The organism is Vibrio sp. SG41-7 (assembly GCF_014164465.1).
Taxonomy (GTDB): Bacteria; Pseudomonadota; Gammaproteobacteria; order Enterobacterales; family Vibrionaceae; genus Vibrio; species Vibrio splendidus.
Map to the genome: position 1 here is coordinate 1 of NZ_JACJFF010000128.1, position 14,273 is coordinate 14,273.

15 protein-coding genes and 1 pseudogene are annotated in these 14,273 nt (G+C 44.1%); 14 read left to right on the plus strand and 2 right to left on the minus strand.

All coding sequences use genetic code 11. The features are described 5' to 3' along the window. Nucleotides 1-153, minus strand: a pseudogene (locus tag H5300_RS22215) (IS4 family transposase); the annotation flags it as partial. 142 nt (nucleotides 154-295) lie between these two features. Between H5300_RS22215 and H5300_RS22220 the strand changes: the two are divergent. The 3 genes from H5300_RS22220 to H5300_RS22230 all read left to right on the plus strand — a co-directional run bounded on the left by H5300_RS22220 (nucleotide 296) and on the right by H5300_RS22230 (nucleotide 4,200). Further along, nucleotides 296-1,276 carry an IS5 family transposase gene (locus tag H5300_RS22220; RefSeq protein WP_182796922.1) on the plus strand — a complete coding sequence of 327 codons (981 nt, stop codon included), beginning with the start codon at nucleotides 296-298 and terminating at the stop codon, nucleotides 1,274-1,276. 245 nt (nucleotides 1,277-1,521) lie between these two features. Beyond that, complete coding sequence (locus H5300_RS22225; protein WP_182796923.1) at nucleotides 1,522-3,558, plus strand: methyl-accepting chemotaxis protein; 2,037 nt, start codon at nucleotides 1,522-1,524, stop codon at nucleotides 3,556-3,558. Between the two features lie 159 nt (nucleotides 3,559-3,717). Continuing rightward, nucleotides 3,718-4,200 carry a hypothetical protein gene (locus tag H5300_RS22230; protein WP_220503554.1) on the plus strand — a complete coding sequence of 161 codons (483 nt, stop codon included), beginning with the start codon at nucleotides 3,718-3,720 and terminating at the stop codon, nucleotides 4,198-4,200. 113 nt (nucleotides 4,201-4,313) lie between these two features. On the opposite strand, the gene H5300_RS22235 is transcribed toward H5300_RS22230, so the two are convergent. After that, nucleotides 4,314-5,420 carry an ISAs1 family transposase gene (locus H5300_RS22235; protein ID WP_182796929.1) on the minus strand — a complete coding sequence of 369 codons (1,107 nt, stop codon included), beginning with the start codon at nucleotides 5,418-5,420 and terminating at the stop codon, nucleotides 4,314-4,316. A gap of 124 nt (nucleotides 5,421-5,544) precedes the next feature. Here H5300_RS22235 and tnpA point away from each other — a divergent pair, with 124 nt between their 5' ends. The 11 genes from tnpA to H5300_RS28530 form a co-directional block, all read left to right on the plus strand. After that, nucleotides 5,545-5,820, plus strand: coding sequence for an IS200/IS605 family transposase (gene tnpA / locus H5300_RS22240; RefSeq protein ID WP_310736183.1), 276 nt, complete (start codon nucleotides 5,545-5,547; stop codon nucleotides 5,818-5,820). A 189-nt stretch (nucleotides 5,821-6,009) separates the two neighbouring features. Next, nucleotides 6,010-6,225, plus strand: coding sequence for a hypothetical protein (locus tag H5300_RS22245; protein ID WP_259397907.1), 216 nt, complete (start codon nucleotides 6,010-6,012; stop codon nucleotides 6,223-6,225). Nucleotides 6,226-6,494: 269 nt separating this feature from the next. After that, complete coding sequence (gene yfbR, locus H5300_RS22250; RefSeq protein ID WP_014386768.1) at nucleotides 6,495-7,334, plus strand: 5'-deoxynucleotidase; 840 nt, start codon at nucleotides 6,495-6,497, stop codon at nucleotides 7,332-7,334. Then, nucleotides 7,331-7,564 carry a 4-diphosphocytidyl-2C-methyl-D-erythritol kinase gene (locus H5300_RS22255; RefSeq protein WP_182796924.1) on the plus strand — a complete coding sequence of 78 codons (234 nt, stop codon included), beginning with the start codon at nucleotides 7,331-7,333 and terminating at the stop codon, nucleotides 7,562-7,564. Before yfbR ends, H5300_RS22255 begins: the two co-directional genes overlap by 4 nt. Before the next feature lie 83 nt (nucleotides 7,565-7,647). Next, nucleotides 7,648-8,034 (plus strand): hypothetical protein, encoded by a 387-nt coding sequence (locus H5300_RS22260; protein ID WP_014386770.1) that lies wholly within the window; start codon nucleotides 7,648-7,650, stop codon nucleotides 8,032-8,034. A gap of 87 nt (nucleotides 8,035-8,121) precedes the next feature. Beyond that, entirely contained in the window at nucleotides 8,122-8,964 is an 843-nt protein-coding gene (locus H5300_RS22265; RefSeq protein ID WP_182796925.1) for an NgrC, read from the plus strand. A gap of 145 nt (nucleotides 8,965-9,109) precedes the next feature. Continuing rightward, nucleotides 9,110-9,667, plus strand: a complete 558-nt coding sequence (locus tag H5300_RS22270) for a hypothetical protein (RefSeq protein WP_053309095.1) — start codon at nucleotides 9,110-9,112, stop codon at nucleotides 9,665-9,667. A 219-nt stretch (nucleotides 9,668-9,886) separates the two neighbouring features. Further along, nucleotides 9,887-10,447, plus strand: coding sequence for a hypothetical protein (locus H5300_RS22275; protein WP_182796926.1), 561 nt, complete (start codon nucleotides 9,887-9,889; stop codon nucleotides 10,445-10,447). Nucleotides 10,448-10,596: 149 nt separating this feature from the next. Beyond that, nucleotides 10,597-12,375, plus strand: a complete 1,779-nt coding sequence (locus H5300_RS22280) for a toprim domain-containing protein (protein ID WP_182796927.1) — start codon at nucleotides 10,597-10,599, stop codon at nucleotides 12,373-12,375. Nucleotides 12,376-12,987: 612 nt separating this feature from the next. Further along, nucleotides 12,988-14,121: a hypothetical protein gene (locus H5300_RS22285; RefSeq protein ID WP_182796928.1), complete on the plus strand. Its 1,134-nt coding sequence runs from the start codon at nucleotides 12,988-12,990 to the stop codon at nucleotides 14,119-14,121. After that, the coding region (locus tag H5300_RS28530; RefSeq protein ID WP_220503555.1) for an LPD1 domain-containing protein at nucleotides 14,118-14,273 on the plus strand (156 nt) is incomplete at its 3' end. The genes H5300_RS22285 and H5300_RS28530, both read left to right, overlap by 4 nt.

Genomic DNA, 14,273 nt, shown 5'->3' on the forward strand with positions numbered 1-14,273 from the left:
TCCTTTGCTCAAAGCGGCCACTAGGCTTATCACTAGCTGGTCGGGTAAGATCGCCCGACACCGTTTCATAAGTCCTGTGCTTTTCGCCATTTTTTGAAGGCTTTCAGCATTAAAGAATTGCTTAAACTGCTTTTGTAGGGAGATAATCGTCATCGGCTTCACGGTTGATGTAGGTGGTTTGTTTGGCGACGATTATCTGATCATAAATGAAGCCTTTTTTCTATCTAAATAAACCACTTAGCCCTTAAGATCCTGTCTATGATAGCTACATAGTAAATCACAGCCATTACCGCCCATGAGCCAACAGTTAACTTTTGCCGATAGTGAGTTTTCCAGCAAGCGCCGCCAGACCCGTAAAGAGATTTTCTTATCTCGGATGGACAACCTGTTACCATGGACTCAACTGCTGGAAGTGATTGAGCCCTTTTATCCAAAAGCGGGCAATGGTCGTCGTCCATATCCACTGGAAACGATGTTCCGCATTCACTGTATGCAGCAATGGTACAGTCTGAGTGATGAGGCGATGGAAGATGCGCTTTACGAGATTGCTTCGATGCGTCAGTTTGCACAACTGTCACTGGATAAAGCCATTCCTGACCGCACTACCATTATGAATTTCCGGCACTTGCTGGAAAAACACAAACTCACTCGTAAGTTATTCCAAACGGTCAATCAATGGCTGTCAGATTGCGGTGTGATGATGACGCAAGGAACATTGGTCGATGCAACGATTATTCAAGCACCCAGCTCCACTAAAAATAAAAAGAATGAACGTGACCCGGACATGCATCAGACTAAAAAAGGCAATGAATGGCACTTCGGTATGAAAGCTCACATTGGCGTGGATGCAAAGAGTGGCCTCACTCATACGCTGGTGACAACCGCCGCCAATGAACATGACTTGAACCAGTTGAAAAATCTGTTGCATGGCGACGAGGAATTCATCTCTGGTGATGCTGGTTATCAAGGCGCGGAAAAACGCGAAGAGCTGAAAGATACTAATGTGGAATGGCTGATAGCAGAGCGTCCTGGCAAAGTTCGGGCGCTGAAGAAGCATCCCCGCAAGAATAAAACCGCTATCAACATCGAGTATTTAAAAGCCAGTATTCGGGCGAAGGAAGAACACCCGTTCCGGATCATCAAATGTCAGTTCGGCTTTATCAAAGCACGCTATAAAGGGCTGACGAAAAATGACTCACAGTTAGCCATGTTATTCACCTTGGCGAACCTGTTTAAAGTAGACCAGATGTTACGACGACAGCCAAGATCTGTCTGAAATCCGGGAACAGCCTGGAATTAGGTCGAAATTCGGTGTAAAACGGCAGTATGTTGGCCAAAATTGAACACTTAGCGTTCAAAAATCAGGCGGGCCGCTCAAAACCTCGCTCGATACCTAAATTGCAGGACTTGTTCGCAGTTTCCCTAAAGAAAAGCTATCCTGCAACCGATAACGATTTTTTACCGATGAAATTAAGACAACTATCTTGAAGAGTGGCCAGCAGCGAAGCTTTGGAGTTAACCATGTTATTTGCCAATTTAAGAACGATAAAATCGAAAATAATCCTTGGATTCAGCATCCTTACTTTAATGCTCATTATTGTGGGCAGCGTCGGCTTATATGGCATTCAAAGGCTATCTGACAACCTTGCTTTTATAACTGGTCCAGCCTGGGATACAGCCGACGGAGCGATGGAAGGGACGATAGGTATCCAAGGGCAGATGTTGGCTGTTGCGGCTATAGTTTCGGGTGAAGACTATGAGCAAAACCTCACTACTTTCGACGAGGCAGTTGACGTTGCTGATGAAGCAATAAACCGACTCATCAAGGCGGGCTTGATGGCAAGAGACCAAGTCGAAACAGTCACTGATGCAATTGAACTGCACCAAACTCGTACTCAAGCTTTGTTTAGCACTTACCAAGACTTCGATACCAAAAGAAACGCATTTAACCTGCTCGTTGCCGAGTTTGTCCAGTTGGGTGAAGAAATGGAAGAAATCGGAGACGGCGCAGTTGAAGAAATAGAGGCCAACCCCACTGCCTTTTACCGTTGGCAAGGCGACTTAGACCAACGTTGGGCTGCAGCCGATGGCGGCATGGAATCCAATATTGGTTTGCTTTGGGGACTTTATCATGTAGGTCGCTTTCTTTCGCAAGAGGGCGACGCAGAAGAAACAAAAGAAGAAATACTGGGTGCTATTGAATTTCAAAAGGAAGCATCGAACGAAATGCTCAGTACCGGGCGGTTTGATGTTTCAGCCGGAGGAAGTTGGGGCGACAGAACATACAAATCTTTATACGAAGAGTATTTTCAATCTTATGAAGCGAGTCTTTTAGTCCTCATTACGGCAACTGAAACTTACCAGGCCTCGTACGATGACTATCAGCAATCATCGGTGAATCTTCTCGCTATACTAGAAAAGTTTGAAGAATCGGGTGATGCCACTATCGAAGGGCAAATCAGTGCTATTAATAAAGTTAAAAGTAATACGCTGAGTTTAATGATAGCAGCGACAGTCATAGGCGCTGCAATGGCCATTTTCTTTACCGTCGTACTAGTGCGTTTGGTTATCAACCCAATAAAAGAGGTAATCAACCGAATCAAAAATATTGCACAAGGTGACGGTGACCTAACGAAAAGAATGGAAGTTCATTCCAACGACGAAATGGGCGAACTCGCCATGGAATTTAATGCTTTTATTGATAACGTCCACGTGATCGTAAAACAAGTTTCGTCCAACTGCGCCGACATGGCCAACTCTATGCAGGACATGTTAGCGACAACGCAGGCGGCATCAGTGAAAGTTGATGAGCAGCGCGAGCAGACAGATCAAATAGCAACCGCATTTAATGAGCTCTCCTCAACGTCAAGAGAGATTTCCAACAACACAAATAACGCGTCTGACGTCGCAAATAGTGCGAACAGCGTGAGTAATGATGCGAAAGAAGTGGTAGGCGGTGCGATTCAAACTATTAATAAGCTAGCCAGTGAAATTGAAGAAGCATCAACAGTCATTTCAAGTCTTGAACAAGACGTGACAAAAATTGTCTCAGTCTTGACCGTTATTCAAGGGATTGCCGAGCAAACTAATCTGCTCGCTCTTAATGCAGCGATTGAAGCTGCCCGTGCGGGAGAGCAAGGCCGTGGCTTTGCTGTAGTCGCTGATGAGGTAAGATCATTAGCCAGTAAAACACAAGATAGTACAGAAGAGATCCGAGCTATGATTGAACGATTGCAATCGGGCTCGGCTAAAGCGGTACAGGTCATGGCAGAATCGAAAATACGCGGTCAAGAGACGGTCTCACAAAGTGAAAATGTCTCAGATTCTCTCGGCAATATGTCAACTCTTATTACTCAGATCAATGACCTAAACACCCAAGTTGCAAGCGCTTCGGAGGAACAAACAGCTGTTTCAGAGGAAATGAATCACAGTGTCCAGAGCATTGTTGGCCTTGCCGACGAAGTGAATAGCAGAATTGCAGATTCGACTCTCATGTGCGAAGACTTAGCGAGCAAGACAAGGCAGCTAAGTGAATTGGTCAATAAGTTTAAAGTGTAGAATTAGATGAAATACATAGACAGCCATAGTTAATAGCATAAAAAGCAACCTCCGACTAAGCTTGATTTAAGCATTTAACAAGGAGGTTGTATACCGCGCCCAAGACGAACCCTAATTAGCCTCGAAGACACTCCCTATTAGCACTGTTGCAGCCGCGTAGTGCGGCGCGCCTTTCTATGCGGCGATGATAAATACTCAGGGAAGAACTACGACCATCGCCGTGGTTGGGTCGAAGAACAAATACTCAAGCTAAGCGAGGTGTTTGCGATTGATGTTGCTGCCTATGCCGTGATGAGTAACCATCTGCATGTGGTGCTTTATATTGATATCGAGCAAATAAACTCATGGTCAGATAGGGACGTTGTACAGCAGTGGCATAAACTGTTTAACGGTACGGCGCTAACGCAAAAATTCGCTAAGGGCGAAGTCATCGATGAGCATTTAGTGGTGCAACTAAAACATCTTATTGCGACCTATCGTTCAAGGCTCAGTGATATCAGCTGGTTTATGCGTTGCCTCAATGAACCGATTGCCAGGCAAGCTAATCATGAAGATAACTGTACTGCGTCAAGCGATTATTCCAACACCCTAAACCAACAGCATATTTTCTGGCATCAAAGTCTGGTGTTGTTTCCGAAGTAGAGATCAGAGAAGAAAATATTCAAACATTCGCACAAATATGTATGGAGAATATTCGAGAGCTTGAGGATGAAGTTATTAAGTGCATATATTTGAAAGGGGGCGAATATACTTTGTTAAACTGATGTAAATAGAATTTTTTCTCGGTAATCCTTGTCCCAAGCTGCTTTGTTCATCTTCCTTGGGACAGACAAGTTTCCATCGGATTTTCTAAATAAGTTCTGCACAAAGCGGCGACAACAAGCCATATTCAACGCTGAGTCCCCTGCGTGAATTCGCTGCTCATCTTCTTTGAAAATAACGTCCAAAGCCCAGTGCTGTTGATTCTCGATGTACCAATGTTTTCTTGTCGCCGTTGACGCTAACTCTAAAGACAAATGGTCTGTGCAAACGTAGTACGAAGTTTCATAGCTTCCTTTCCCTTTGACACTCCTATCTCTCACCACTGCAACGATGCTTTTTACGACATGCCACTTTTCTTTGAGAGCTTCACTGAAGGCTGCGGGGAGTACGTAAACCTCGCGTACCTCTTTTCTGCCATGTCCTTTATCTTCCGTGACGTATGATTCCTGTTTATCTTCAGGCAGAGCCCAATAACCTTGGAACTGCGCATCAATCTCAGCGAGTAGACTTGGCTGATTCAGTTTGACTTGCACCAAGAAATCCCCACCTTTATCAACCACTTTATTTAGTGTTTCAACCTGGCAATGCAGAGCATCAGCTGTCAATAAACATCCGTTAATATCTAAAGCGTCTAACATGTTTCTTATCGCAGTTAGCTCCATACCTTTGCCGTCACAAGGTTGGTGTGTGAGAGTCAGACCTTCCTCAACATCAAAGGCGGAAACCATATAAAGAGGGTGCTGCGCCTGTTTGCTTGCTTTCGCTCCTTTTAGAGCCTTTCCGTCAACACTGATGATGGGCTGAGCATGCCTATCTCTATGCAAATTAACCCAACCCACCATAGCTTCCAAGAGCGTTTCAGGCACTATCGCTCTCATAATCGCCGCTATATTGTGCCGAGTTGGAAGACCATTTTCATAGGGAAAGTACTCACGCAACCATTCGATATTTCCTTCACCAAAATCCTTGATATCAGTCCACTTGTTTTGCCCACAAAGCATGGCGGTGATGACCAAGAAAGCGATTTCCATAACAGGATAAACTTGGTTGATGTGAGAACGAGTGTCTTTCACTTTTTTTAACTGCTCAATGATAATCATGTTCGAATTTTTCATGTTTTTTAACTTCATGATCAGATCGTGACTATCTAGAAAAGTTCCCTAAAAAATAAAATTCTTTATTTTCAGTAGTTAAAGTTCGATCCCGCCCTTACCTGGCGTTGAGATCGAGACGATAGGCTTTGATGAAGATCATCTGCATATGATGATGCTTATCCCACCGAAATACAGTATTTCAGACGTCATGGGTAAACTAAAAAGCCAATCGTCGCACCACATGCGAAAAACGTTCAGTTGGCTGAGTAAGGTTTACTGGAAAGAGAACATTGTTTGGTCGCCAGGTTACTTTGTCAGTAGCGTAGGCGTGAATGAACAAGTTATAGCGAATTACGTTAGACACCAGGGCGAAAAGGATTCTGGTCAACTCCGCATGGAGTTGTAACAGTAAGTATCCCGTGCATGCACGGGGGTATCTACGTGAAAGCCGTGTGAGGGAAAACCTCATGCTCGGAATTGAAGAGGGGTCGCTGGATAAGGGTTGTGCCGAAGCCAGTGACCTACTCTACTTAAACTCCAACCTGATGTGTATAGCCCGAAATTTCTAGAGCGCTTGTTGCATGTTTGCGTATCAATGGATTATGTCGAGGCTAAGCGAGCTATGGAAGTAGCTGAGAAGTTAAACCGTGGCTTAATTGAAGACACAGCATGGAATCGACGTATGGCCGAACCGCAGTTTCGAATTGTTTCTGAGTCTGCGATCTGCCATATCGACTTTATGTGGTCTTACCATCATTTCAATGACAAGCCGTTCCATGCTCTTGAAATTTATGAGAACCAAACGCCCTAAAAGGGCAAATAGACGTTTTGTGAACCATTTGGATTGGCGATAGACTAAAAAAAATGTCGGCTTTGCTGACGTTGAAAGGTAGCTGGCCTACAAGCAGCAACTACATTCTGAATGGAATACATTCCATCAGAAATCTGATTAAATATTTCGGTGTCAGGCCGAAAATACACCTCAAGAACAGTCCACAAGGACTCTCACAACTTAACCCACATGGGTACACGGGACCTATGTGGTAACTGTGTACCCTTCAAACTTCATTGGAGGATACTATGTCAAATTCAAACTATGGATTCCTAGCACTTGCTTTGCGTCAACGATTGATAAAACGCTGGTCACTGATGCATTCAGTACAGCCTGAATCAGTCTTGGAGCATAGTGCTACCGTTACGTTGCTTGCTCTTCTCGCTGGTCATGTCGCAAACCAAAAGGGGAACAAGGTCGATCTTGCCAAAATGCTTTCCCACGCAGCACTACATGATGTAGCCGAAGTTCTCTGTCAGGATGTTGTGACGCCAGTAAAAAAGGCTAATGACACTTTGGCGAGGGAGTTCGAGCGACTTGAAAAAGCTGCTGAGGAGCAGTTAATTCACACGCTACCTTTGGAGCTTCAAGGTGCAGTCGCGGAAGCATTTGCCCCAGGTGGCTATGAACAGCAACTGGTGAAAGCCTGCGATACCTACGCTGCATATATCAAGTGCAAACTTGAAGTGGCAGCTGGCAATGCGCTGGAGTTCCAAGATGCTCTCGACAAGATGATTGGCGTTGTATCTCAGTTGAAATCTGATTTCCCTGAGATCGAAGCAATAGATCAATGGTTCGGTGCTGGACTTAACTTGTCAGTAGATAAATTGCTGTCATGTAGCGATGACGAAGGTTGCTACATCAAATTTGTTACTGATCAGCGTCCGGGAGAGCCAGATATTCTTGCTGGAAATGAACAATCAGATCTTATTCTGACAGATCTCGAAGGCAAAGAGCTCAAACGAATCAAGCCAACTGCACCTTGGACTCATGAAACACTTTCCATGTTAACCATCTCTTCGGAATGGGCCCGTATGGGAGTTGAGGCATACCTTGGAAAGCAGTGGGTTGGGAGTACCGAAGTATGAATAATAATGACTTCAAACTAGTACAAAGAAATACAGATGAAAGGGACAAAATGTGGAACGAATTGGCCCAACATCCATTAAATAATGGCGACGCGGTTTGTGAAGAGTCAGTTACTGGAGAGTGTTGGCAATACATGGGTACGCAAGGTGGTAAGCACAATTTTCGCCACCGCTGTCACCCTAAAACAGGTTGCCGCCAATACCTAGATATCGACGCTGTGACCGTATAAGTAAACCAATCTTTAAACCCTAACGGGGCATCAAAGCCCCTTTGGGGCCTTGGTGTCCCTCAATGACATATTTGGAGGATTCCATGTCAATTTGTGATGAAGCAATGTCTAAGGCCACTAACAAAGGCTATTTAATAACCGCAGAAGGCTGCACTCCAGTCGATATTCCAAAAGAAGACGGATTACAAACTATGTATAAGCTAATCGGCTGTAGCATGGTCCAGAGCTTTGATTGGGAGCTATCGAATGGAAAAACAGTAAGTCTTTATCTTGATGAAGAAGGACTGTTCAGTAGCGGTATCAAGCTCGGTTGTATATTACATGGTGCAGATTCACCTGTTGTAGGCAACATCATCGTGCTGGGTACTCCAGATTACAGCGATGGTGAAGGTTATGACACTTCTGCACCGGAAGACTTTGAAGAGCATCAGTTGATCGCTCGGAAAGGTCTTTTGGACATCTGTGCTTAACTATTAAATCCGAAATCATTAAAACCCTAAGGGGGCACCAATCCCTTAGGGGGAGGTGTCTCCTCAAAAAAAAACAAGGAGATAGCTATGATTAAAACTCATTTCAATAACCAACTGAAAAAACTTGGCTACCCAGACGGTCTGACAATCGAGTACAGCCTTAGTTACTGTCAAGGTGATGGTATGAGTTTCTATGGAAACCTCGATGAGGATGATCTAGAGAAGCTTATGCTGCGAATTTATGACCCAAATACAGCAGGTGAAAACGCCGTACTTCGCGTAAAAAACCTTTTGGTTCGTAAAGAAGCATTATCTATGTTGGAAATATTAAGGGAAGCAGATATAGGATGTTGCAGAATGTCGATTGAGCGAAACTCTCATGGGCATCGGTACAGCCACTATAACTGCATGGATCTTTGTCATGAAGTCGATTTTGAAAGTTTCTCTGAGGAGCATTTTGAAGTGATTCGTGCCGCTGGTCTGGTAACAGGTGAAGTGACTGATGAGCACATCACTAGATGGCAAAGCATTTGGAACGACTTTGTGAGTCATCTCGAACATGACATCAAATCTACATCCCAACAGCTTGAAGCCGAAGGCTATGCGCTGGTGGAAGGTACGCCATACGAAGAAGTTGTTTCCTGGGAGTTTAATACAGCTGACTACACAGTCCAGCTTAAAGAGCATCCCGAGCATGACTTTGATATTGGATGCTGGGACGAAGAGTTAGCATTACAAACAATACAGGATATTGTTGATGGTAAGCAGCGCTATCTGAGGTTGGAAGCTAAGATCCTCGACCGAGAGACGGAAGAGGAACTAGCATCTGAATCTATAGGTGGCCTGGTTATAGATGTTAATGACAGAAGTTATGGAAGTTACCGCCGCGAATTGGTCAGTAATGCCATAGCAGAAGTTCGTAAAATATAGCTCAACAATGCTATATCAGAACATCATCAAATGCAGGAATCGTTAGTTCGTAAAGCGGCCTAACATTTTTACTTAACCCTAGAGGGGGGCTTGCTCCCCTTGTGGGGCAACCCCCTTCGATTTAAATAATTGAAGGAGAAACACTATGGGATTTTTTAGCTGGAAAACGTGTGATTCAAAAGAAAGCATCTCGAATGTATATTCTGGACGTCAAGTTCGCACTGTTTACTTACTACAACCTCATGGTCAGAAACCATTACAGGAAAATGCTTACGAGGGCTATGGCATATTTGGTGGAGTCAACGCCCATGTCTGGCTGGCAAAAGCAAACTTAGATAAGAACATTGCATCTGGAATGGATGACGAAACTTTGCGGATCATAGGGGTTTATCTGAGCTGTGGCTTTGATTTTTACCGAGATAAGAACAAGCAAGTTTATGCTTGTTCAGACGAGGTGATGGTGATAGAAGCTCTTGGCTTGTTTGACTTCCCGATTGTAAAGATAAATAGTTATGATGAAATGTTCACCGTCGATGGAGTATCTGGCACAATGGAACAGCATGAATGGAATGGACGTTTAACAAAGCAAACTCCGCCTTCAATTGCTTATCCTCTGAAATTTTCGTTTAACGAAAATGCGCGATATGAAGCCTATTCGGCATCAGAGTCGTGTGACAAGCAAGGATATTTCTACGATGATTAACAGTGAGGGGCGAAAGCCCCCACTTTCCCTTAGGTGTTATAGAGTACCTAACGGAAAGTGACGAATTCTACTCTCATCGAGAGTGAAGACGCGATAGCTGGTCGCTAAAAACAAACAGCATTCAATTTAAGTGAAAGTTCTCTTTCGCCCTTCATAACCCAGTCGGGTACACCAACCCGACATGGGCCAGGTGTACCTGCAAACTGTAGGAGTACACCTATGTCTAACATTGCAATTCTGCAACATCTGCAACAACGTATGCTTGAAATTTCGAATGCGGAAAAACTACCTCTCCATTTCAAATCTGATTTGGAGATTGATGGTAAAGAGCTCGAACGTTTCAAAAGCAATCCAAGCGGTAAATTCGTTTGGTTACTGCGTCCATCTGGAACTCAAATAGTTCCGGTTGGACTTGGCGTTAACCCCGTGCATATAACGTACTGGATTTGGTCTGAACAAGGGCCAGATATCAAAGCGTTTGTCGTGGATATCAACGATGGCACTATAGAGAAGATTACTCATGAGCAAGCAGAGAGCCTCATTATGATGCCTCCTTGCAAAATCTCTACTCTAATGAGTAAAGAAGAAGTAATCGAGAAAGTAGCTTGCGTTCTCCGCGAAGGCGTAAACAGTAATATTTGGGGAGCTTTTAACCCTCCATCTCTTGATGATTACGCTCAGTGGAATTGGATCGACTGGCTAACTTACTTCAAATCATCAGGTAATCACCTGATGCAATCCTTCTTGGGTAAGGCCATACGCAGAGTTAATGGTCAATAGCCCAAAATTAAACCCCAGCCGGGGAGAGCATCTCCGGTAGGGGAGCCTCCTTGGCTATTTTTTCCCAGTGTCGGGGTTTCCCTAAAGCCCCTGATACGGGGGACTTAGGGAAGCCTCGATATCGGGGTTTCAGCTAAGGGAGAAACACTATGGATAACTCATATTTCTATAAAGCAGACGAAGTTCGTAGCCTCGCTAAGGGTCAATGGCTTTTCATTTTGGCGCATTTAATGCCTGAACTGGAACCAGCACTCAAAAAAGCGGGAAAGTCCCATGTTACATGTCCGTTTCATGGTGGCAAAAAAGACTTCCGTATGTTCAAAGATGCTCACGAAACAGGGGGTGCTATTTGTTCTTGCGGTTCTTGGCATGATGGCTTTGAGCTATTAAACCAAGCAAGAGGGTGGGATTTTGCTGAATGCCTACAGCAAGTTGGTGACTTGTTGATGGCTCCAAAGCATTTCAAGCGTCAGCAAAGCTCCAATAATACAAGTTCACCGCGCCGAGCACAGCAATCTGCTCCAGCAAAAGTGAATAACACCAAATACGATCCAAATCGTCGCCCTAAGTATCAGGGCACTTTAATTGCTCACGGTCAAGCTCCTTACCAGGACGACCCGATAAATGAACCAAGCTATTTTGCTTACATTCGTTTATCAACGGGAAATGAACGTAAGATTTGGGGCGTTGATCTAGAAAGAGCAATCGGAGAATGCGGTGCTGTATATGGTGATGAAGTCACTCTCACAAATTTGGGACGTGAAGCTGTTACCGTAATGCAGCCTGTATTTGAAGAAGGCACTAGGGAGATCATTGGTGAGAAACCAGTTCAAACACATCGCAATACGTGGGTGGTTGAAGTGAAAACTAAGAGTGTTCGTACTGCTAAACCAGAGTCTGTAGCGCAGGCAAAGGTTTCAAACAGCAGCTATGTCTCTCACTCTGCTCCTGGTTCTTATAACGAAGAGTCATGGGCTGATTCAAATGTTCCGACAGAACAATATGAGAATAATCATTCTTCATGTAGCCCTGTTGAGCATCACCAAGAAGCCGTAGTTGAACAAGAACATTCAGAAAGCAAGGTTGTTCCGCTCTTTGCTGAGCAGTCAAAGCCTTGGTTGATGGAACTTCAAGAGGAAATGCAAAAGAGAGCTGAACGCGAACGTGTTTACAATGCTCGCCTTTGTGAAAAAATTGAGAAGATCTGGAATGAATGTTTGCCCTTTAACTGTGCAGCAGCTGAGCCGTTACGTGCCTATTTCGTCAATCGCAAACTTTTGTTTGCACATGATGTAGTAGAACAGACAGACAGCCTGCGATTCCACCCAAGTATGTCCTATTACGATGAAGATGGTAATGAGGTTGGAAAATTTCCAGCCGCAGTACAAGCCATCCGAGACGCGAAAGGAAACTTGGTTACTTTACATCGTACATATTTGACCAAATGTGGTAAGAAGGCCAAAGTAGAATGCGCTAAAAAGATGATGCCTGTTCCTGATGGATTGAGTGTCACTGGCGGTGCAGTTCGCTTAGGTATGCCAACAGAAGGAGTATTAGGTTTGGCAGAAGGCTTGGAAACAGCATTGTCTGGGTTCCGTGCTACTCACATCCCTACATGGTCCACAGTGAATGCTACTCTTTTGGAAAACTTTGAAGTTCCAGACGAGTTAGACATCCACACTGTCGTTATCTTTGCAGATAAGGATAAGTCGCTAACAGGGGAACGCTCCGCAAATGTGCTGAAATCTAAGCTTGAAAAGCAAGGATATACAGTTCATGTGCTGTTACCTAAGCTGCCTATTCCACCTCGTGCAAAAGGTATAGATTGGAACGATGTTCTGGTAACTCAAGGACAGATGGGATTCCCGCCGATTAGTACACTCCGCGAGTTTATTGCGCGTAGGGCTGGTGCTTATGGGCGTGTATAACCTAGCAGAAGTAAACACTGAGCCAGGTAACGAAGCTACTTGTCCCTTCTCACCTCCTTTGGGGTGGGAAGGTGATGAGAGCGCCTATCTAGAATTGATGCGTCAACGTTACAAAAACAGAAACTTCAACCAATTAATAATTGGAACTGTCTGGTGTTCAAAAAAAAATGGACATACATTACTCTGGGCCGTTTGCAGAACAAGCAGATCAGATTGTTAATAAACTCCGGTAGCATTTTAGCTACCGGACCATCTAATTACTGAGGGGAACCAAACCTGATGGGTCTGTTCGTCTCACCAAAGGAGAATAACTATGGATATGCCGCAACATCTTCGAAACCCAATGGTAGTTGAAGAAGCAATGAAAAAAGCTGAGCCGCTTGCAAAGCAAATGGGGCGCTGGACAAAAAGAAGGTGATAGCAAGGGCCCAAAGGGTAATCACACCCCAGCTTAGAACTGTCATTATTAGATCAAACAAACCCCATCATGTGTGGGGTTTTTTCGTTTCTACTCATTATTAATCTGCCGAGATTGGGCATTTCCGCGTTAGTTAACTAAGTGTTCTCTGGTGTATAAGTGTAATTCTATAGTAGAACCAAGAGTCTTATTATATGGGTAAGTTAGACGACACCGGAGAGTATTTACCTTTTGCAAAGAAGCATTTGGTATTAGGGAAAGATAACGGCGACACAAACATTAGCCTTAAATCAATTTGGCCGGAACCTAATTGGCAAGAATTGTGTGATGATGGTCTGTCAGTTGAAGTATGCGCATATTTATCGGTTTACTATTCTGGTTGGAGGAATAACCCCCGTCCAGCTCAGCCATCTGTCAGTCAAGAGCAATGGACAAACGCATACGAAAAATCACTACTGGTTTTGCAAGAGTTGTTTGAAAACGTAGCTGACAATGATGATGTAAAGTTGCTACCGGAACGATTTCGGAGTCGGATGGGTATTCCTAAGAAAACTGGTAGGCAACATATTAGAGATGTTTACCCATTGTACGCTGTTGGTAGAGGTGAAAATAGAACCTACAAAACTCCGTTTGCTTTGGCGCTACGACAATCATCTTTAATTCATTTGCTGCCAAAATTAGGGTGGCCTTATACAATCAAGCCATACAATGTTGACCTATTTCCGGTGGCCTTCGAGGGGGGATTCTACCGACAAGGAAAACGGTTTGTATATAAAGAAACAGAAGAGTTCCCTAACAAATTCAAAAGTGAAACGGATGCTATAAATGCGTTACGTTGTCACATTAATTTGAATGTATCGCCCTATATCCCCAGAAAGAAAATCGAAACGATAAGAAGCATACAGCTCAGCTATGATGTTACACCAGAACAATTCATAAACACGTTCAATTTTAGAGGAGTTCAGTTTGGGAGCTCTATGCCAGACAAAGAGCGTCAACTGTTTGTAAACAATAGCTTTTATGCATTCAAGGTATTAGCTCATATATTAGAGATACCAGACGGATGGATAGGGCTTGGAGGACAACTTGGCATAGCTTTCGGCGCAAGGGGGCAGGGGAAAGCAAGCGCCCATTATGAGCCAGACCTAAATATCATCAATTTGACTCGGCGGAGTGGACCTGGTGCAATTTCTCACGAGTGGTTCCACGGAGTTGATGCACTTCTGGCAAGGTCTAGAGGATATGAGGGTAAATTGATCAGTGAGTTTATTACTGGCGTAGACATGGAAACGCACCTGATAAGTTCAGGAAAAACATTCTCCTTATGAGGAATATCATTACTAAGCAACTTTGCTCTGGTACTAAGTATTTCAATCAATCACAGAAACTGGCAGGCCAGAAGGGAGCGCGAAAATACTGGATAGAAAGAAGCGAGATGCTAGCCAGGGCTTTTGAAGCTTTTGTCCAGGACTCACTTATA

What these genes read in the sequence shown, in the direction of transcription:
- H5300_RS22280 (WP_182796927.1), top strand. Translation starts at nt 10,597, where the DNA reads ATGGATAACTCATATTTCTATAAAGCAGACGAAGTTCGTAGCCTCGCT.
- H5300_RS22275 (WP_182796926.1), top strand. Translation starts at nt 9,887, where the DNA reads ATGTCTAACATTGCAATTCTGCAACATCTGCAACAACGTATGCTTGAA.
- yfbR (WP_014386768.1), top strand. Translation starts at nt 6,495, where the DNA reads ATGTCAAATTCAAACTATGGATTCCTAGCACTTGCTTTGCGTCAACGA.
- H5300_RS22285 (WP_182796928.1), top strand. Translation starts at nt 12,988, where the DNA reads ATGGGTAAGTTAGACGACACCGGAGAGTATTTACCTTTTGCAAAGAAG.
- H5300_RS22270 (WP_053309095.1), top strand. Translation starts at nt 9,110, where the DNA reads ATGGGATTTTTTAGCTGGAAAACGTGTGATTCAAAAGAAAGCATCTCG.
- H5300_RS22225 (WP_182796923.1), top strand. Translation starts at nt 1,522, where the DNA reads ATGTTATTTGCCAATTTAAGAACGATAAAATCGAAAATAATCCTTGGA.
- H5300_RS22235 (WP_182796929.1), bottom strand. Translation starts at nt 5,420, where the DNA reads ATGATTATCATTGAGCAGTTAAAAAAAGTGAAAGACACTCGTTCTCAC.
- H5300_RS22260 (WP_014386770.1), top strand. Translation starts at nt 7,648, where the DNA reads ATGTCAATTTGTGATGAAGCAATGTCTAAGGCCACTAACAAAGGCTAT.
- H5300_RS22265 (WP_182796925.1), top strand. Translation starts at nt 8,122, where the DNA reads ATGATTAAAACTCATTTCAATAACCAACTGAAAAAACTTGGCTACCCA.
- H5300_RS22255 (WP_182796924.1), top strand. Translation starts at nt 7,331, where the DNA reads ATGAATAATAATGACTTCAAACTAGTACAAAGAAATACAGATGAAAGG.
- H5300_RS22245 (WP_259397907.1), top strand. Translation starts at nt 6,010, where the DNA reads ATGGATTATGTCGAGGCTAAGCGAGCTATGGAAGTAGCTGAGAAGTTA.
- H5300_RS22220 (WP_182796922.1), top strand. Translation starts at nt 296, where the DNA reads ATGAGCCAACAGTTAACTTTTGCCGATAGTGAGTTTTCCAGCAAGCGC.